Consider the following 18,763-nt stretch of genomic DNA (forward strand, 5'->3'; position numbering starts at 1 on the left):
CCGCAAAAATCGGCGAAGTGCCTGCAAGAGCCGTCGAGCAGACCACGGGATACGATCGCATTTACCGAAATAGTCCCTTCCCGCCCCAAACAGGGGCACAACAGCACCTTATGCGAGCGGATCGACCGCCGATTTGGTCTAATGATTGCCGAAGGCGACCGATCGGCTGTCGCCTCACTGCAAGCTCGATCAAGAGGAAGAGTCGAATTATGGACAACACCGGATTAGCTTCGCCTCCGAGGCCTCGTGAACCGGCGCAGCCGGGCGATGCCTCCGAGAGCATCGATCGCCTGCGCATTCTCTCGCCACGACGGAAATCGACGGCGGCTCGCTCGCTCGATGAACTGGTAGAGGAGCAGCTCGCCCATTTCGGTATCGATCCCCAAACGACTTTCGGCCAAACGCTGGCACGCGTGTCGCGGCGGATGTACGAGAGCTGCGCCGATATCGACCGGCTTTGGGTCGAAACCGCGGAGACTGTCCAAAGCCTGGATCGTTCCGACCGGATCGCCTATTTCAACGCGAAAAAGTTCCTCTCGTTTCAACTGGCGAAATTGCTCGACAACTTGCAGCGCCCTAACCGGCGCTGTTACCAGAGCCTGAATTACAGTACCGCGACGACCGCCAGCAAAGGACCTTACAGCGTCTTCGACAACGTTCCCGCGATTTTCTCCGCGAATCCGGTCATTACCCGCACGGCGACGTACGTCTACGCCTGCGCCGAGTGGATAGAAGACGCCTTCCAGGGCAAGGAGCGGCTTCTGGAAATCTATTCGCGACTGCTTAACCCGACATCGATCGCATTGGCCCATCACATCGTCGATCTTGAAGCCGGACCTTATGCTAACGAGTATTTCGCCTGGAACTTCAACAGCGGAATGGCCGCCATCGACGGAGTGCTGTCGCACGTTCTCGGACGCGACGACATTCTGATCACCAGCCGTAATGTCTACGGCGGCACTCATCAGCTCATCCACCACTGGTTCGCTAAATCTGCGAACCTGGAAATCGCCGTCGAAACCTTCGACGGCTATACCGTCGACGATTTCCTGAAAGCCTGGCAGCGTGCTCTCGCCGGATACGCCGACCGTTTCTCGGCCGGGCGGCGCGCCTACGTCTACCTCGAATCGCCGTGCAACCCGCACGGCTATGTGCTGGACGTGCCGGCCATTTGCCGGGAAGCCCACCGGCTCGGACTGCGCGTCATCCTCGATTCCACCGTCGGCACACCCTTCCTCTACACCCCGCTGCAGCGCAAAGATCGCGCGGAGCGCCCGGATTTCGTCATCCACAGCTATACCAAGGATCTTTCCGGCAGCGGCTCGGTCATCGCCGGCGTCGTCATCGGGCGCAACGAAGACATGTTCACCCCTAAAGGCGATTCGATGAACGGCGTCCCGTGGAACGAAACCCTGTTCTGGAACGTGTATTACGTCAAGGGCGCGTTTCTCAACGCCGATGCCGCTTTCGACGTACTCCAGGGACTGCGTACGCTGGATGTGCGCATGCTCAAGAAATGCATCAACACGCAGATACTCGCGCGGTTCTTGGCCGCCCATCCGAATATCACGGTCCACTGCAATGCGCTGCCCGACAATCCCAACCGCTTGATCATGAAGAGGACCGCGACGCTCGGGCTGCCCGCACCGCTGTTCACCCTGGATATGGGCGATTTGCCTCGGGAAGCTTTCCAGCGGTTCTTCGACAACCTCTCGCCGACTTTCGGCCATATGATCAGCCTCGGCCAGAGCAACACGATCGTGGCCTGTCCGGCCCTGACCACGCATTCGGAACTGGACGAAAAGGCGCTGCGCGAAGCCGGCATCTCGCCGACCACCATTCGCGTCGCCGTCGGCGACGAAGATCCGCTCGATCTGATCCTGCATTTGATCGGCACGGCCCGGCTGACGATCGACCCGGTCGTACCGGGTTTCTCCGAAGGCTTCGGATCCTGGGCGGCGGCGCGGGAGCTGGTTCGAACGACTTATCTGGATTCGCACCGGAAATATATCGAGGCGAAGACCGCTCAAAGCTCCGAGTGAAATATAATTCTAAGGAACTCCAGGCTTACGCGAGGCGCGAATCCATGAAAAAGCGGCTGGGCATGATGTGCTTGATTTGCGGGCTGACCGGGTGCGCCCACTCGTTGTCGGAGCCGACCGCAAGGTCCATTTATTTGCCCAGCGGCGAACCGGCCTATCAGATCACCTGCGAAGAGCGAGGGCTCGCGAAAGACAGCTGCTATCGGAAGGCCGGCGATCTCTGCGGGACGCGGGGATACGACGAAATCGGTTTAAACGATGAACGGCAGATGAATGAAATTTTCGATATGGTGACGGGAGCCATCCGGCAGGGAAAAACGGCGCCCATCGTCGAAAAAACGATCGTGATCCGGTGTAAACGGCCGTCGGCCGGAGCTCGCCTGTAGCGAAGGCGGTATATGTCGTGCATCCGCTAAAGCGGCGCACGGCTCCCACATTTTCCGGTCTGGTATAGCACTTCCTGGCTATAGTAGGTCGGGAATCCCTTCCCGACACCCTGGGTCGGCAAGCGGGCCTTGTCGGCAAAGGATTGCCGACCTGCGATCTGTTCGGCGCCTTCAGTCGCGGGCTGAAGCCCGCTCCCACATACCGTCTAACGCCCATCATTCTCTTCGTCCCGACGTCTCTGCCGAATGAGGCGGCGCGACATCGGTTTCGCCTGCTTGACCTCGATCACGCGATCGAGCTGAGGCGGCGCGCCTTGGCCAGTCTTCTGCTGGTACGCCAGGGAGTCCTGCCGGCTGCGAACGAGATAACCCGCGACCGCGCCGCCGGCAGCGGCGAACGTCAGCAAAGCCACCGTCACCAACTCGATAGCCAAGAGGATCGCTCCAACGCTCAGGAGAGCGAAAAGTCCGAGGCCGAGTTTGATATTGGCCCTGCGGTTGGCACGGCTCACTTCGCGGACCAGCCGCTGATGAGTTTCCTCGAGCGTCGCCCGCTTATCGGTTTCCGCGGCGACCAAGAGATTCTCCCGTTCTCGGGCAAAGCTGTTCCGGGCTTCGGCCAGTGCGTCTTTCTTCACATGATCGGCGATAGAGCCGAACCACACGGAAATCAGCAGCGTGATGATGAAGGCGAGCAACCCGAGCGGAACCCAGTCCGTCTCGCCGGAAGCCCCTCTCGCCGCCACTACCACGCCGACCGTCGCCGCTTCCACGACGAGGATTCCGGGCAAAAACCTGAACATGGACATCGCGTTGATACCTTAGGGATATGGATCGGTTAAAGACCTGGCTTGGAGTCTGGTACCAGTTAAAGCGTTCCTCGAGCAGGTCTCTGCCGAGACATACCGAACCCGTCGCGTTCATAAGGAGGCAAATCGTGGCGGAAATTGCCGACAAGGTCCAGCCCGCATATCTCACATCCCTCCAATCGCAAACGGTCGTCCTGGGAGCGCCAGGACGACCCTTCCAATCGCAAACGGGAACTTTGGGAGCACCAAAGTCCCCCTTCCAATCGCAAACGGTCGCTTTAGTCGCGACCCTTCCAATCGCAAACGGTCGCTTTAGTCGCGACCCTTCCAATCGCAAACGGTCGCTTCGCTCGCTGTGGCGCACCGTCTTTGCGCTGCGCCCTCCGGTTGCGCACAACGTCCAGGGCGGACTTCCTTGGCCGCCCGCTCGGCGGGCCCATCCTTCAGCGGAGGATGGGCTTCTCCGCCTCGCCCCTCTCGCCGGCTCGACGTCGTAGGTCGGGAATCCTTTCCCGACACACATTCGTCGGCAAAGGATTGCCGACCTACCACTACGCCGTCGCTCGGTCCGTGCGGCGCGCCTCGACGCCCTCGCGACGAAGAGGTGTGAGAAATGCGGGCTAGCCGTCAGTAATCATCCGTATTGCCTGGGACACCCGGAAAGAGAATCGTGTTCGTTTGCTATCCAAGCTGTTCAACTAAAACAACAGAGGCCTAACAATGGCGCCCCCCAAAGTCTTGGCCATGGTCTTGGCCGGCGGCGCGGGAAACCGCCTTCTTCCACTCACGGCTGAACGGTCGAAACCGGCGGTTCCGTTCGGCGGCCGGTATCGCATCGTGGATTTCGTGCTGAGCAACCTGGTCAACTCCGAAATCCATTCGATTTACCTGCTCGTCCAATACAAGTCCCAATCCTTGATCGAGCATGTGCGCAGAGCTTGGTCGATATCTCATTTGATTGCGGGACATTTCGTCACCGTCGTGCCTCCCCAGATGCGGGACGGACCAGACTGGTTCCAAAGCACCGCCGATGCTGTCCACCAGAATCTGGGGCTGATCGATCATCACCGCCCCGACGTGGTGGCCGTGTTCGGGTCCGATCACGTCTATCGCATGGACATCAATCAAATGGTCCGCTTTCATCTCGATCAACACGCGGATGTCACCGTCGCCGCTCTGCCCATGCCGCTGGAGCAATGCTCGGCCTTCGGCATCATCCGTCCCGATCATGCCGGGCGGGTGGCGGAGTTCGAGGAAAAACCGGCCAGCCCGAGGCCGATGCCCGGCAATCCCCGGAGAGCGCTCGCGTCCATGGGCAATTACATCTTCAGCACCGAGGTATTGATCGACACGCTCAAAGCCATTCGGCCGTGCAGCGAACAGGATTTCGGGCGGGACGTCCTGCCGCGGCTGATCCACACGCATAAGGTGTGCGTTTACGATTTCGCCTTGAACCAGGTTCCCGGAATCAAACCGTACGAAGAGCAGCCTTACTGGCGCGATGTCGGCACGATCGACGCTTATTTCGCGGCCCATATGGATATGCTGGGCGAGGAGCCGCGCTTTGAAATTTTCAATCCGAGCTGGCCGATCTATTCCGACAATTATCTCGGACCGGACACCCGCATCATCGACGGCGAAGTCCGGAACAGCATTCTCGGCGCGGGCACCATTATCCGGGGCGCCAGGATCAACCGTTCGGTGATTCGGCGCGAAGTGATCGTCGAGCCGGACGCGGATATCGACGAGTGCATCATCATGGATTACACCGTCATCGGCCGGGGCTCGAAACTTCGCCGGACCATCGTCGATCGCTACAACATCATTCCGCCCGGTTCCGTCATTGGCGACGGACGATATCTCGACAAGAACCAAAGTCCGGCATCCCCGCCCCGGATCACCATCGTACCGAAAGGCAAGCGCGGACCGGCTTCGGTCTATTGACCGACCGGCCGGAACGCTCCGGCTTTCCGGCGCGAACAACCCGCACCGGATACTGGCCGTGGGGCGATTGCAAGCCTTACGTCCCGACCTCAAGATGACGGCCCAAGCAGCGAGATCCGCCGCTCGCCGGCGCCGCCCCGAACGGCAAGGGGATGAACCGCCGGGTATTCCGGCAAGCGCGGCAGGCGGATCGCAAACTCGCTACCCTTACCCAGTCCCTCGCTGAAAGCCCATACGTCGCCGCCGTGCATCGCCACCAGGCGTTTCACCAGGCAGAGGCCGATCCCAAGGCCTCCTTCGGCCCGGTCGAGGGTGTGATCCACCTGATAGAACAGGTCGAACAGGCTGGCTGCCTGCGCGGGATCGATGCCGCGGCCGGTGTCGCGGACCCGAATCGTGACATCGCATTCGGACGGCTCGACGGTCAGAGTGATCTGCCCCCCTTCGTCCGTGTACTTGGCGGCATTGTTGAGCAGATTCGACACCGACTGCGCCAGACGGACCAGGTCGCCCTCGACGCTGACCGGTTCCGGCGGAAGATGCACGGCGAATCGATGCCGGCGGGCCTCGATCAGCGGCCGACTGGTCTCCACCGCCCGCTGCACGATATCGGCCAGGGCAAGCGGTTCTTTCTTGAGTTCGATCTTCCCGCGGCTGATCCGGGAGACATCCAGGAGATCGTCCACCAGCCGGGTCAAGTGCTCGACCTGGCGATCGATCACGTCTCGCGCCCATGGCAGCTTGGCATCCGCCGCCCCCAGCCTGCGCATGATTTGAACGGCGTTGCGGATCGGCGCCAGGGGATTTCGGAGTTCATGGGCGAGCATGGCCAGGAATTCGTCCTTGCGCCGGTCGGTTTCGCGTAACGCATCTTCGGCCTGTTTGCGCTCGGTGATGTCGACCACGTGCGCCACGAATCCTCGGACCCGCCCTGCCGCATCGAGATCCGGGGAGTACGTGGCGTGAATCCAGCGCTTTCCGCCTTCGGCGTAGGACACCGGAATTTCGAAAGCGACCCGTTCTCCCGTCAGAGCCCTCTCGACATAAGGAGCGAGGGACTGCCACGCGGCTTCGCCGTGGACATCCCAGATACGACGCCCATACATCTCTTTACAGCCGTAACCGAACCATTGCTCATAGGCCTTGTTGACGCGGCGGTATCGGCCGTCGGCATCGATATAGGACATCAGGGCCGGGGCATTGTCCATGGTTACGTGCAAGAGGTCGCGTGCCTCCTCCGCTTCCCGTCGTGCCGCCTCCAGTTCGGCCGTGCGCTCGGCGACGCGCTGTTCCAGCGACGCATTGGCTTCCCTCAGGGCCTGCTTGGCCCGATTGATCTCGGTGACATCGATGCCGACCTCCATGATCATCGGAGAACCATCCGTGTCGGTAAACGGAAAATCGTGAATCTGGTAGTCGTAACCGTCCGGGCCGGTCCACTCCCAATCCAGAGGCGCGTCCGTCTTCAGGACCTTGAAAGTCTCACAGACCTCGCAAGGCTCGGCACGGTTGAACAGGTAGTCGTGGCAGCGCCGCCCGAATGCCTTGCCGTAGCGCTGTTCGAAGAAGCGATTGGCGAACACGATCCGGTAGTCTCGCGACAGCAATACCACGGAAACCGGAAGCGCCTGCAGCACGTCATGCAGCCGCTCGCGTTCCGCCTGCACGGCCGCGACGGCCCGGCCCAGTTCCGCGGTGCGGAGCGCCACCTGCCGGCGCAGTTGTCTGGTCCAAAGGCCCAGGAGCGCCAGCAGGACGGCAATCGCTCCCGCGCCCCAGGCGACGTGTTTGACCGGAAACGTCGGGGTTTCGTAGATGCCCAGCCATTTCCTGTAAAGCCGATCGTACTCCCCGTTCGCCTTGACGATGGCCAGACCCTGGTCGAGACGGTCGCGCAGTTCGGTATGGCCCTTGCGCACGGCAAAGCAGAACTCCCGCCGGTAATCCCTGAGCAGCGGACCGGCTTCGATGACTCCGGCGAGCCCGCTCGTCTGCACCAGCATGTCTCCCTGCAGCCTCGGCGCCAGCACCGCGTCGTGCTGCCCCGATGCCAACAGACGAAAGCCGTCGGCCAGATTGTCGACGATCACCAGTTGATGGGTGAAGCCGCGGCTGACGAGGGCCTGGTGAGCGGCATCCGAGCGCAAGACGATGATGCTCAGGCCGCGGGCCTGGCCGACGGCATGAATGTGCGGACGATCCTTGCGGACAAAGAAACTGTCGTATCCGATGGTATGCGGCCGGGTGAATTCCACTTGCCCTTCACGTTCGTCGATGCGTGCGGCCAGGGGCAGAGCATCTAGTTCGCCCGCCTTTAAGGCTTGCCAGATGGTGTCCCATCGGCCCGGACGGAAAGTGACGGGAATATCCACCGCCGCAGCCGCCGCGGCGAACAGCTCGACGGCGAAGCCGGTCGGTCGGCCCTCGGCATCGACATCGGCATAGGGCGGAAAGCCGATCTCCGATCCGACAACGAGAGGACGATCCGGCTCGGCCCGGACCAAGCAGGGCACGATCAAGCACAGGAAGAGCGTTAGTCGCACGCTCCACGGTACGAGCCACCGCCGAAACCACGCCGCCGAGTTCAGTCCGAAACCGGCTTTCGGATGCACCCGAACGGTGGGTCGGCAAGTCTGTCCCAGGTCTTTTCGAACGGCCACGGCGATGTCCATGTTCATTCCCTGGAAACCGCAAACAGCGCGGCGCTGTGTCTCCCAAACCGCACTGTCAGACGCATAGCGTGATTACCCCGGCCGCGCTGCTCAACTATCGCAGAGAACATGTTTGTTGTAATTCAAACAGCATTGCCCCATAGAGCGATTGTCATGCTCTAAGTTCAAAGCCCGTTTGCGATTCGTTCCGTCCCGCATACAGACGCCGGCGTCGTGCCTGAAAACCAGCGAAACGATAGAGCTTCCCTAAGAGCGCTGGTGTCCATACTGCCTGGAAGATGTGTCTACCGCAAGGTACGGGCACTCTACGCAAATTCTCGGGTCCGATGCGAATGGTCCGATGCAAAACCTGTCTAAAGGTTTTACATCTTTTTCTCCGACCGAACTTCGTGTGTCGGCTGCGAGGCCGTGCCGGATAGGCGTTTCTATCGGGGATCGTCTCGCCATAGCGGCAGCGTGGACTTGGAGGCCGCATAAACGGCGGCTGTCTCTCACATCGACAGGGATGGATAATCATGACAAACGATTACGGAAAAAGGATGCGCCTGATGGCGGTACTCAATGGCGCGGTCATGGCCTTGGCCTTACAGTCGCCCGCGGTTTCCGCCAGGACTCTCGGTATGGTGGCGGATAACACCGAATCCACGGTCACGGTATTCGATGCGGACACCGATAGCGTGCTGGGAACGGTGCCCATACCTCCGGGCACCATCGGCGATGTGCTCATCACGCCGGATCAGAAACGGGGTTTTGTGACCAACTTCAATAATGAAGTTTCCGTCATCGACTTGACCGCATCTCCTCCCCGCCTTGCCGAGGGCACCAATCCGATTCGCATCTCCAATTTTGGCGAGGATCTGTCGATCAGCCCCGACGGCAAATATTTGGTGGCGTCCGATGGCAACGCCGTTCAACCGATTTCGGTCATCGATATCGCCGCCCAGCGCGAAATCCAAACCTTATCGGTGGACTCCGACACCAATTCGGTGGATATCTGCCGCGACGGTTCGGTGCTGGCGACCTCTACCAGCGGGACGGTGCGCCGGCTGACGATCGATGGCGACGGCGCCTTAACGGATACCGGCGAGGTCTTGTCTCTCAATGACGAACCCAACAACGTCTTTTGCGCCCCGGACGGTCGCTCGGGTCTCGTCGTCACCACTTTGTCCGGCGATATAACCTCGTTTACGGTGCCGGGGTTGAAGCGAGTCAATACAAGCGCCCTATCCGGGAACTTCGGAATTTCGGGCTTCGTCGATCCGGCCGGGGACCGGGTTTTTGCCAGAAGCAGCTACGACGGTTTCGTGGATGTTTTCTCTTATAAGGCCGCGACAGCGGAATTGGGCGCCAGGCCGCAGTTGTCGATTCCAATTTCGGTGACGTTCGGATTCTACGGGATGGATCAAATGGCACTGCATCCGAACAGGACCAAGCTGTACGTCCCGGAATACTTCGCCAACGCCCTGAACGTGTACGACGCCGACACCGGCGCCTTGCTGACTTCCATTACCGATCCGAATATCGTGGAGCCGACAGGGGTAGCCGTCGCTACGCCGACCGACGGCGGCAACGATCACGATAATGATGAAGGCGACGACGACGGCGCTACGGACGGACAGCGGCGACGATAGGGTCGATGGAGCGGCACCTTTGATCGCGAACGGTGATCGCTGTGCAAACGGCCGGGAAGATTCCGTCCTAAACAGCAATCGGCGATATCGCGGGATCGTTTTAGAAATCGCCCCGCATACCGGCAATGGCGGAACGATACGCTGACCAGGAAATAAAAAGTGCCGCTTCGGCCGCTTCAGGCCGAAGCGGCGCTGATTTCGTCCAGCGCATTCAACAAACAATCGATCTCGTCGAAGGTGTTGTAGGCCAAAAGCCCGATTCGCAGCAGGCCGCCCGTCGATTCGACGCCCAATTTTTCGGTAAGGCCGAGCGCATAGAAATTGCCGTGCCAGGTGAAGATGCCGCGATCGCCCAATCGTTCGGCGACCGCATAGGGCGTGTGGCCGGCTAGGGTTATGGCAACGGTCGGCGTTCGCCAGTCGAAGCGAGCAGGGTCAGTTATGCCATAAAGCTTCAGGCCGGTTATTTGCAACAGGTCCTGAATCAAGCGTTCGCTCAGGCGACGTTCGTATTGCCGGCTTGCTTCCATCGCCACGATCAAGGCGTCGCGGCGGTTTTCTGGGGAAGACGAAACACGCCGGCCGAGTTCCGCCAAATAATCGATCGTCGCAATCAGCCCGGCCAAGCCTTCGTGATTCAGGGTTCCGGTTTCCCAGCACGAAGGGACTTCATCCGGAGCCGGTTGCACTTTGTAAGGCCGAAAGCGGGCGAGATGCTCGCGTTTGCCGAACAGGATGCCGACATGCGGACCAAAAAATTTGTAGGCGGAACAAGCGAGAAAATCGCAATCGAGGGCGCGTACGTCGATCGGGCCGTGCGGTGCGTAGTGAACCGCATCGACGAAAACCAGCGCGCCGACCGCATGGGCCAGACGTACCGCTTTAGCAACGTCGTTGACGGTGCCGACCGCGTTGGAAGCATATCCGATCGCGACCACGCGGGTCCGCTCGCTGAGCTGCCGCTCCAGGTCGCTCATGTCGAGTGTACAGTCTTCCAAATGGATATCGACGACACGAACCACCGCGCCGACTTCTTCCAACGCGTACCAGGGGGAAACATTCGCGTAGTGGTCTAGCCGCGTCACGACGATTTCGTCGCCGGGCTTCAAGCTGCGCCCTATGGCTCGGCTGAAAGCGAAGGCGAGCGTGGTCATATTGGCGCCGAAGATCACTTCATCGGCACTGCAACCCAAAAAATCCGCGACTGCGGAGCGAGCCGAGGCGATCAGCTCATCGGTCCGCCGGCTGGTGACGAAAGCGCCATGCGCATTGGCGTTCGATGTTGCCAGATAGCGGCTCATGGCATCCATCACCGATTGAGGCACTTGGGTTCCGCCGGGTCCATCGAAGAAAACGAGGCGCTGGCTGCCGATGCCTTGAGCGAGTGCCGGGAACTGGGAACGTATCCATTCGAGATCAAAAGATGCCATGGCGGACTCCTCTGTGATACGGTCGGCCTGTCCATCGGAGCGCCAACCGGTTTTTCGTCGGTCTTAGCATTGGGCCGCGGACAGGTTAACACAAAGGATGCCGGCGAAGGATGAGACGCTCGTTTCGGTCGAATCCGGGGCGGTGGTTTCGATTTGGTTTGAAATCAGCCTGTGACCAGTTTTTCAAAGTCCGTCGTTCTCCCCGGTCGGATCTGCGCTCGGCTTGCCCAGTCGCCCGGTTGATGGAACACTTAGGCGATATTCGAACCATGGACACACCTGCCCAACATGACATCCGTTATTCCTCGAGAAGAATCGCTTCGTTCGCGGCTGGAGCATGAGCCGCAAACACTACAATTCGGAACCAGCGGGCGCCGTGGCCTGCTGATTCACCTCAGCCAACTGGAAATCTTCATCAACGCCCTCGCCGAGCTCGAATACCTGCAGTCGTTGCCGCTTGCCGAGGGCGGCATCGTGCGCGGCGAGGATTTCTTTTTCGCCTACGATCTGCGCCCCAGTTCCAGCCGCTTCATCGACGGGGAACCTCGGCGCGGAGAAATTGCCCAGGCCGTCGAGCGCGCCATCCGCACCGCCGGCATGAGGCCGGTGAATCTCGGCCGCATTCCGACGCCGGCACTGACCTACTATGCCGTGTCACGCGGCAAGGGCAGCATCATGGTGACGGGCAGCCACATCCCTTTCGACCGCAACGGTTACAAGACCAACACGTCGCGCGGGGAACTGCTGAAACAGCATGAGCAGCCCATCAACGAAAAGGTGCGGGAGGTGCGGGAAAAGCTATACGGCCAGTCTTTTGCCGATTCCCTGTTCGACGAGCAGGGGCAGTTCAAGGCTGGCCACCTCGAACTCTCCGCCGAAAGCGGCGAGGCCGCCACCGCCTACATCAAGCGCTATGCGGATTTCTTCGGTGCCGAGTCGCTGAAAGGGCTACGCCTCCTGGTGTACCAGCATTCGGCCGTGGGACGGGATCTCGTGGTCGAAATCCTGCGCGAACTCGGCGCCGAGGTCGTCGTCGCCGGGCGCAGCGAAACCTTCGTCCCGATCGATACCGAAAACATCAATGCGGAACAGCTCACGGTTATTCAGACGCTGTTCGACGAAGCCGTGGCGAAACACGGCCGGATCGATGCCGTAGTCTCCACCGATGGCGACAGCGATCGTCCGCTGATTCTCGGCGTGGATCCCGAAACCTCCGCCGTACGCTTTTTCGGGGGCGATCTGGTGGGGATGATTACGGCGGAATATTTGGGGGCAGATGCCGCGGTCGTGCCGATCAGCTGCAACGATGGCATAGACCGAGGCGCACTTAAGGACATCACCGAACCCAAGACGCGCATCGGTTCGCCGTTCGTCATTGCCGGCATGGAAGCCGCGCGTGCGCGCGGCAAAAAAGCAGTCTGCGGCTGGGAAGCCAATGGCGGATTTCTGACCGGCTCGGATATCCTCAGGAACGGCAAGACCCTCAAGGCGCTGCCCACGCGCGACGCCGTCCTGCCCATTCTCGCCGTGCTTTGTGCCGGCCGGGAACAGGGACTCGGTCTAACCGAGCTGTTCGCTTCATTACCCAAACGCTACAGCCGCGCCGCACTGCTCAAGCAGTTTCCGAGATCGGTCGGCCTCGAGATCGTCAAACGTTTCTCGCCTTCCGAGCCAGCCATCGGCGAAGTTCGGTTCTCGCCCGACGGTACCTCGGTGCTGAGTACAGACGGCCGGAAACTCGAAACCGCGGATGTGGGAATTCCTAAACTCGATGCGATTCGGCGGGAACTCACCGGTTTCTTCACGGCAGATCTCGGTTTCGGCGCCATTACGACCCTGAATTTCATCGACGGGGTACGCATACGATTCGGCAACGGGGATGTGGCCCATCTGCGGCCTTCCGGCAATGCCGACGAACTGCGAATCTACGCGGTCGCGGACACTCAGGCGCGTGCCGATGCCATCGCCGGCATGGCGGTGGCCGAACCCGACGGGATTCTGCGCCGCTTGGAGCGGTTGGTACGTTAACGAGGCTTCCGGACGGGACAGAGTCGACCACGGGTGTCGCGGTTCGGGCAAGCTAAGGCCGTGGGTCCTGAGCCCCGTCGAAGAATCGGGATTATTAACCCGGCCTATAAATATAGGCCGGGTTAATCCGGGGCAGGGATGCCCCGGCGCGGCGACAAGCCGCGTGAGCCCAGGCCGGGCGTGTACCGGCTTGGGCGGCGGCCCGAAATACCAGGAGGGTATTTACGGACCTGATTAATAAAGCGCCCCCTTCGGAATCTACGCAGGTAAAGCAGGTTTCCCATGCTCCCGTTTGGAAACCTGCTTCACAAAACTCCCGCTTTTGCAGTTTGGCTTAGCGCCCGAAGTAGGTCGGCAATCCTTTGCCGACACCCGCCGTCGGCGAGGGCCTTTGTCGGCAAAGGATTGCCGACCTACACATTGCGATGCCCACTGCTAAACCGCGGTGAAAAATGCGCGAGGACTTTTCCGCTCCATCTCAGCGGTCAACTGCCGTTTCTCGGGAATCCATAAGCAAGCTCGGAGATGTCAAAACAAATACGTCCCGGTGGCCAGCGCTCTTCCCAATAGGTTGGATAGGACTGGTATAGTGGAAGAACTTCCGGTCGTTGATCAACAAAAGTTCTCCAGGGTATAAGATTTTGTCAAAAACAGGATTACCGGTTTTATTTTTGTACAGATGCGTTTCCCCACCCTGAATATTTCTCCGGTCAATAGAATAGATACAAACAAAGTCGGCACCGTCGCTGTGTATACCTTCTGGCGCCGGATTTCCAAAGTTATCCGGGGAGCATGTGGTTCGTATCTGATGAACGCCTATTTCGGTACCAATATCGAGACTGCAAAAATCTCTGAATATCGATAGTAGGCTTTTGAACATTCCGAAATTGACGAGCTCCTCATCCAATTCGGAAAATTCTCGTTTTATACCGCCGACCAGGGGATTATATTCTTTGGGTTGGAAAAGAAAGCCATGCGGCATTTTAACGATGCCATCCTCAGAAACCTTGAACCGTGATAGCTTTCGAAGACGATAGTCACCCTTGATATAAGGGTCGACGGGAAGACTGCTGAAAAACGGCTCAAAAGCCTCCGGATCCATGGCTCTTTCCGCCCGCATGACGAACAGAAAACCGAATTCGAATCCAGTCGATCCAAATACTTTTTGCATAGGGCACGCTCTCCCTAAAAAAGGTGGCCTCCCACTATTCTCTTGAATTCCTGATACCGTTTGTCGTCGTAGAACAGTTCTGCGTGCCTAGTACTTTATAACATGGCATAAGATCGCCAGTTTATGTGTTTATCGGCACGATAAGAGCGTGAGATACTTTCATGCGAATATCGTAACCATAATGTTACGCGTTCGGACGTATATCCGATAACAGATTACGCGCCTGATTTTATAAACTTCGACCCATAAACTCGGCAGAAGTTTCAGATTACCCGGACTACTGCAAGAAATACCGGCTGCCGTGAATATGTGCCAGGATGCGTATTCGATCAGCGCCATTTCAATATTCTTCCGGCAATTTAGCGGCATCATGTCTTGTGCGCTTTCTGATTTTCCAATCGCAGTATGTAGAGGATCGGCTGAACCTGCGAACCCCATCGATCGCAAACTAATACCGACAGCGAAGATAGACCCGAAGCATCCGGAAGGACTCGGCGTCCATGCCGTCGCGGCACACCGTAACGGCGTGTGTCTTCGTTTCGGTTTTAATGTGCAAAATGACTATCCACGTGGTGACGATGCTGCTGTCCAGCACGGTTCCGGATTGCATACCGGACCGCAGGAAGATCTCGCATTCGCCTCCCGGTTTGAGGACCAGTTCCCTGACGGCCGGATTCAATGAATATTCCCTACGACAAAGGAACAAACTGAACAACACGGCGCCGAGCAGCCCCAGCCTCGTCCACGCCGGCAGCGGGTTGGCCAGGGACGCAAACGCCGCCAATGCGTGAACCGCTGTCACGGCGACGGCCAGGCTGCGGGACGGATTAAGAAGAAGACGGAGAGGCGGAACGGATTTTGAGGACAAGCTCGGCCAGCGATGAATCTATGGGGACGCAGTCGGTATAAAGATAGCGCCAAAGCCTTTCGTCCGGTTCATCGAGAAGCCGGATGAAGGTCGATTTTTCCGTTTCCGGCGCTTGATCGTAAGCACTATCCAGGTAGCGCTGCAACAGCAGATCGAGTTCCCGCATGCCGCGGCGGCAGCGCCATCGGAGCTGGGCCGCTTTCATCGGCTCAGAGAGGGTGAACAGAACTACTGCGCGGCCCATATTCGCTCCTGCGATGCTCAACGTACCCCCTGTACGCCTGCGCTTCTCGTAGCGAATATGGGCCGCTCGCCACGTTTTTTTCACCCTCTCTCAACGCTGCCGCTCGATCAAGAGCTTCTTGATTTCGGCGATGGCCTTGGCCGGGTTCAGATTTTTCGGACAGACATGCGTGCAGTTCATGATGGTGTGGCAACGGTACAGCTTGAACGGATCTTCCAGTTCGTCCAGCCGCTCGCCGGTGTTCTCGTCCCGGCTGTCCACGATCCACCGATAGGCTTGCAGCAGAACCGCAGGCCCCAGGTAGCGTTCGCTGTTCCACCAGTAACTGGGACAAGCCGTCGAGCAGCATGCGCACAATATGCACTCGTAATAGCCTGTGAGCCGGTTTCGCTCCTCCTTGCTCTGAAGACGCTCCCGATCGGCCGGCGGCGGCGTTTGAGTCTGAATCCACGGCCGAATCGAGGCATATTGGGCGAAAAAGTGGGTTTGATCGGGCACCAGATCCTTGATCACCGGCTGATGCGGCAGAGGGTAAATTCTTATCACCTCTCGGCAATCGGCGATCGCCATGGTGCAAGCCAGGGTGTTGTGTCCGTCGATGTTCATGGCGCACGAACCGCACACGCCTTCCCGGCAGGAGCGGCGGAACGCCAGCGTGCTGTCGATCTCGTTCTTGATCTTGATGATGGCGTCGAGCACCATCGGCCCGCAGCGATCCAGATCGACCTCGAAAACGTCGAGGCGCGGATTTTCTCCGGACTCGGGATCGTAGCGGTAGATTTCGAATCGCCTGACATTGGTGGCGCCCTCGGGCGCCGAATATACCTTGCCGGGTTTGACCGTAGAATTCTTGGGTAGTGAAAAAAGCCCCATAACCTTTACTCTAGTACACCCGCTTTTGCGGCTGAATGACTTCGACCTCGTCGGTCAGGGTGTACAGGTGGACCGGACGATAATCGATACGGACATTGTGACGCTCATCGAGCCACAGCAGCGAGTGTTTCAGCCAGTTTTCGTCGTCCCGTTCGGGAAAGTCCTCACGGGTATGCCCTCCCCGGCTCTCTTCGCGGTTGAGCGCTCCGGCGATGGTCACCATGGCCTGGGCGAGAAGATTCTCGAGCTCCAGGGTTTCGACCAGATCGGTATTCCAAATGAGCGAACGATCCGAAACGCGCACATCCTGAAAGGAGTCCATGACGCCTTTCAACTGGTCGACGCCTTCCTGCAGCACCTCGCCCGTCCGGAATACGCCCGCATGGCTCTGCATGCTCCTCTGCATCGCCAGGCGGATGTCCGCGGTTTTCCGCGAGCCCTTGGCGTAGCGCAGCCGGTCGAAGCGGGCCAGCGCCGGATCGTAAGCATCCGGCGGAAGCGGTTTGTGGAGCCGCTTGGGCTGGATCAGCTCGGCACAACGCAATGCCGCCGCCCGCCCGAACACGACCAGATCCAGCAGGGAATTGGACCCGAGCCGGTTCGCCCCGTGCACGGACACGCAAGCCGCCTCGCCGATCGCCATCAAGCCGGGCACCGGCGTCTCGGGGTTGCCGTCCTTCAGCGTGACCACTTCACACTTGTAATTGGTGGGAATGCCGCCCATGTTGTAATGGACGGTCGGAATGACCGGAATCGGCGCCTTCGTAACATCCACGCCGGCGAAGATCATGACGGTCTGGCTGATGCCGGGCAGCCTTTCTTCGACTACCGCAGGATCGACATGTTCAAGATGCAGGTAGATGTGATCCTTGTCCGGCCCGACACCCCGCCCCTCCAGGATTTCCCGTGTCATGGCGCGGCTCACCACGTCGCGCGAGGCCAGGTCCTTGGCGTGGGGCGCGTAGCGCTCCATGAAACGCTCGCCTTCGGAATTGGTGAGATAACCGCCCTCGCCTCTCACGCCTTCGGTGACCAGGCAGCCGGCTCCGTAGATCCCGGTGGGATGGAACTGCACGAATTCCATGTCCTGGAGCGGCAATCCGGCTCGCAGGACCATGGCGTTGCCGTCTCCGGTCGTGGTGTGCGAGGACGTGCAGGAGAAGTAGCAACGCCCGTAACCGCCGGTTGCGAGGATCGTCATGTGCGAGCGGAACAGGTGCAAGGTTCCGTCATCCAGGCGCCATGCGAGCACCCCGCGGCATTCGCCCTCGTCCATGATGAGATCCAGAGTGACGTATTCGGTGAAGAACTCCACCTTGTGCCTGAGCGATTGCTGGTAGAGCGTATGGAGAATGGCGTGGCCGGTAAAGTCCGCCGCCGCGCAGGTGCGCTGGGCGGAGCCCTTCCCGAAATGGGTGGTCATGCCGCCGAAAGCGCGCTGATAAATCTTGCCGTTCTCGGTACGCGAAAAAGGGACGCCGTAATGCTCCAACTCGATGACGGCGGGAATCGCCTCGCGGCACATGTATTCGATCGCGTCCTGATCGCCTAGCCAGTCGGACCCCTTCACCGTGTCGTACATATGCCAGCGCCAATCGTCCTCGCCCATATTGCCCAATGCGGCGCTGATACCGCCCTGAGCCGCCACGGTGTGGCTGCGTGTCGGAAAGACCTTGGTAAGGCACGCCGTTTTCAGACCTTTTTCGCCCAGTCCCAGCGCCGCGCGCAAACCCGCGCCGCCGGCTCCGACAACCACGGCGTCATAGGTATGGCGAATGATCTCGTAGGCCTTGGTCATGCTACCCCATGAATACGACGCGCAGCGTTGCATAGAGCGACGCCAACGCCAGAAAGGAAAAAACCAGCTTCATGCCCAGAATGCTGAGCATTTTCAGCCATTCGGTATGAATGTAATCCTCCATCACCACCTGCAACCCCAGCGTGGCGTGATAGAAGACCAGAATGATGAAAGACAACAGGAAGATACTGTTCCAAGGCGTCGCTATCCACCGAACGACTTGCTCGTAATCGGCATGAGGCAGCGAAACGACTACGGGCGCAAGCCAAAATATCAGAGGAATCAGCGCAATAGAGGTCACCCGCTGCCGCCACCATTCATGAGTTCCCTGTTTGGCCGAGCCGAGTCCCCGGGCACGGGCAAGCGGTGATCGATAGTTCATGGGCCCTTAGAAAATCGTGATCATGTGAGTAGGAATAACCCCAGGGTCAGCAACACCGCAGCGACCAACTCCAAATAAGCATACCGATCCAAAGTGTCACGATCGAAACCGTGCCCGGTGTCCCAGATTAGATGTCTGACGCCATGGGAAAAATGAAAGAACAAAGAAAAAAGCCAGGCCCACAACAGTAATTGCCCCGGCAACGAGCGCAGAACGGCTTGTATCCAGGCGAACTGAGCCTCTCCCTCGGCGACGGCCATCAGGCACACTGCCCAAAAAACCAGGCCGACGCTTAATAACACTCCGGTTATTCGATGCGTGATCGACAAGACCGCGGTCAGCGGCAAGCGGTAAATCTGAAGATGGGGCGACAGCGGACGCTCACTCATAACTTGGCGAAACACCTAAGGTCTTGTTCCTGGCTGCGATGGCAAACCTGCGCCCAGCAATCTTTGCCGGACGCGCCGAGAACCGCGTGCATGGAA

The 18,763-nt window shown here is 59.3% G+C and carries 15 protein-coding genes; 5 read left to right on the forward strand and 10 right to left on the reverse strand.

What is annotated here, in order from left to right; translation table 11 throughout:
- The first annotated feature begins 281 nt into the window (after nucleotides 1-281).
- Together ACR2TX_RS24135 and ACR2TX_RS24140 are read left to right on the forward strand one after the other, a co-directional pair.
- Complete coding sequence (locus tag ACR2TX_RS24135) at nucleotides 282-2,042, forward strand: trans-sulfuration enzyme family protein (protein ID WP_434132544.1); 1,761 nt, start codon at nucleotides 282-284, stop codon at nucleotides 2,040-2,042.
- Nucleotides 2,043-2,086: 44 nt separating this feature from the next.
- Nucleotides 2,087-2,428, forward strand: a complete 342-nt coding sequence (locus ACR2TX_RS24140; protein WP_139841082.1) for a hypothetical protein — start codon at nucleotides 2,087-2,089, stop codon at nucleotides 2,426-2,428.
- Between the two features lie 206 nt (nucleotides 2,429-2,634).
- Here the strand turns inward: ACR2TX_RS24140 and ACR2TX_RS24145 are convergent, their stop codons facing one another.
- Nucleotides 2,635-3,231 (reverse strand): hypothetical protein, encoded by a 597-nt coding sequence (locus tag ACR2TX_RS24145; protein WP_156880683.1) that lies wholly within the window; start codon nucleotides 3,229-3,231, stop codon nucleotides 2,635-2,637.
- A gap of 726 nt (nucleotides 3,232-3,957) precedes the next feature.
- Here ACR2TX_RS24145 and glgC point away from each other — a divergent pair.
- Nucleotides 3,958-5,181, forward strand: coding sequence for a glucose-1-phosphate adenylyltransferase (glgC, locus tag ACR2TX_RS24150; RefSeq protein ID WP_077729387.1), 1,224 nt, complete (start codon nucleotides 3,958-3,960; stop codon nucleotides 5,179-5,181).
- 89 nt (nucleotides 5,182-5,270) lie between these two features.
- Here the strand turns inward: glgC and ACR2TX_RS24155 are convergent, their stop codons facing one another.
- On the reverse strand, nucleotides 5,271-7,853 hold the full coding sequence (locus ACR2TX_RS24155; RefSeq protein WP_434130858.1) for a transporter substrate-binding domain-containing protein: 2,583 nt from the start codon (nucleotides 7,851-7,853) through the stop codon (nucleotides 5,271-5,273).
- Between the two features lie 515 nt (nucleotides 7,854-8,368).
- Between ACR2TX_RS24155 and ACR2TX_RS24160 the strand changes: the two genes are divergently transcribed.
- Nucleotides 8,369-9,484 carry a hypothetical protein gene (locus ACR2TX_RS24160; RefSeq protein WP_143735104.1) on the forward strand — a complete coding sequence of 372 codons (1,116 nt, stop codon included), beginning with the start codon at nucleotides 8,369-8,371 and terminating at the stop codon, nucleotides 9,482-9,484.
- Nucleotides 9,485-9,660: 176 nt separating this feature from the next.
- Here the strand turns inward: ACR2TX_RS24160 and ACR2TX_RS24165 are convergent, their stop codons facing one another.
- Nucleotides 9,661-10,914 (reverse strand): cysteine desulfurase-like protein, encoded by a 1,254-nt coding sequence (locus ACR2TX_RS24165; RefSeq protein ID WP_156880679.1) that lies wholly within the window; start codon nucleotides 10,912-10,914, stop codon nucleotides 9,661-9,663.
- A gap of 288 nt (nucleotides 10,915-11,202) precedes the next feature.
- Here ACR2TX_RS24165 and ACR2TX_RS24170 point away from each other — a divergent pair, with 288 nt between their 5' ends.
- Nucleotides 11,203-12,942: a hypothetical protein gene (locus tag ACR2TX_RS24170; protein ID WP_434130861.1), complete on the forward strand. Its 1,740-nt coding sequence runs from the start codon at nucleotides 11,203-11,205 to the stop codon at nucleotides 12,940-12,942.
- A gap of 478 nt (nucleotides 12,943-13,420) precedes the next feature.
- Here ACR2TX_RS24170 and ACR2TX_RS24175 read toward each other — a convergent pair whose 3' ends face one another.
- The 7 genes from ACR2TX_RS24175 to sdhC form a co-directional block, all read right to left on the reverse strand.
- Nucleotides 13,421-14,113, reverse strand: coding sequence for a 2OG-Fe dioxygenase family protein (locus tag ACR2TX_RS24175; protein WP_077729379.1), 693 nt, complete (start codon nucleotides 14,111-14,113; stop codon nucleotides 13,421-13,423).
- A 448-nt stretch (nucleotides 14,114-14,561) separates the two neighbouring features.
- Nucleotides 14,562-14,915, reverse strand: a complete 354-nt coding sequence (locus tag ACR2TX_RS24180; RefSeq protein ID WP_133717410.1) for a protein YgfX — start codon at nucleotides 14,913-14,915, stop codon at nucleotides 14,562-14,564.
- Nucleotides 14,916-14,940: 25 nt separating this feature from the next.
- Nucleotides 14,941-15,225 (reverse strand): succinate dehydrogenase assembly factor 2, encoded by a 285-nt coding sequence (locus tag ACR2TX_RS24185; RefSeq protein ID WP_240502445.1) that lies wholly within the window; start codon nucleotides 15,223-15,225, stop codon nucleotides 14,941-14,943.
- 90 nt (nucleotides 15,226-15,315) lie between these two features.
- Nucleotides 15,316-16,098 carry a succinate dehydrogenase iron-sulfur subunit gene (locus ACR2TX_RS24190; protein ID WP_156880676.1) on the reverse strand — a complete coding sequence of 261 codons (783 nt, stop codon included), beginning with the start codon at nucleotides 16,096-16,098 and terminating at the stop codon, nucleotides 15,316-15,318.
- Between the two features lie 10 nt (nucleotides 16,099-16,108).
- Nucleotides 16,109-17,896, reverse strand: coding sequence for a succinate dehydrogenase flavoprotein subunit (gene sdhA, locus ACR2TX_RS24195; protein ID WP_347258325.1), 1,788 nt, complete (start codon nucleotides 17,894-17,896; stop codon nucleotides 16,109-16,111).
- A 1-nt stretch (nucleotide 17,897) separates the two neighbouring features.
- Nucleotides 17,898-18,278: a succinate dehydrogenase, hydrophobic membrane anchor protein gene (sdhD, locus tag ACR2TX_RS24200; RefSeq protein WP_210024001.1), complete on the reverse strand. Its 381-nt coding sequence runs from the start codon at nucleotides 18,276-18,278 to the stop codon at nucleotides 17,898-17,900.
- A 20-nt stretch (nucleotides 18,279-18,298) separates the two neighbouring features.
- Entirely contained in the window at nucleotides 18,299-18,667 is a 369-nt protein-coding gene (gene sdhC, locus ACR2TX_RS24205) for a succinate dehydrogenase, cytochrome b556 subunit (RefSeq protein WP_077729372.1), read from the reverse strand.
- Nucleotides 18,668-18,763 lie beyond the last annotated feature (96 nt).

The organism is Methylocaldum sp. GT1BB, assembly GCF_051027545.1.
In the GTDB taxonomy this organism is placed as follows: Bacteria; Pseudomonadota; Gammaproteobacteria; order Methylococcales; family Methylococcaceae; genus Methylocaldum.

Coding starts and splice junctions, on each gene's coding strand:
- glgC (WP_077729387.1), top strand. CDS start 3,958: ATGGCGCCCCCCAAAGTCTTGGCCATGGTCTTGGCCGGCGGCGCGGGA.
- ACR2TX_RS24160 (WP_143735104.1), top strand. CDS start 8,369: ATGACAAACGATTACGGAAAAAGGATGCGCCTGATGGCGGTACTCAAT.
- ACR2TX_RS24165 (WP_156880679.1), bottom strand. CDS start 10,914: ATGGCATCTTTTGATCTCGAATGGATACGTTCCCAGTTCCCGGCACTC.
- ACR2TX_RS24145 (WP_156880683.1), bottom strand. CDS start 3,231: ATGTTCAGGTTTTTGCCCGGAATCCTCGTCGTGGAAGCGGCGACGGTC.
- ACR2TX_RS24155 (WP_434130858.1), bottom strand. CDS start 7,853: ATGGACATCGCCGTGGCCGTTCGAAAAGACCTGGGACAGACTTGCCGA.
- ACR2TX_RS24170 (WP_434130861.1), top strand. CDS start 11,203: ATGACATCCGTTATTCCTCGAGAAGAATCGCTTCGTTCGCGGCTGGAG.
- sdhA (WP_347258325.1), bottom strand. CDS start 17,896: ATGACCAAGGCCTACGAGATCATTCGCCATACCTATGACGCCGTGGTT.
- sdhD (WP_210024001.1), bottom strand. CDS start 18,278: ATGAACTATCGATCACCGCTTGCCCGTGCCCGGGGACTCGGCTCGGCC.
- ACR2TX_RS24190 (WP_156880676.1), bottom strand. CDS start 16,098: ATGGGGCTTTTTTCACTACCCAAGAATTCTACGGTCAAACCCGGCAAG.
- ACR2TX_RS24140 (WP_139841082.1), top strand. CDS start 2,087: ATGAAAAAGCGGCTGGGCATGATGTGCTTGATTTGCGGGCTGACCGGG.
- ACR2TX_RS24175 (WP_077729379.1), bottom strand. CDS start 14,113: ATGCAAAAAGTATTTGGATCGACTGGATTCGAATTCGGTTTTCTGTTC.
- sdhC (WP_077729372.1), bottom strand. CDS start 18,667: ATGAGTGAGCGTCCGCTGTCGCCCCATCTTCAGATTTACCGCTTGCCG.
- ACR2TX_RS24185 (WP_240502445.1), bottom strand. CDS start 15,225: ATGGGCCGCGCAGTAGTTCTGTTCACCCTCTCTGAGCCGATGAAAGCG.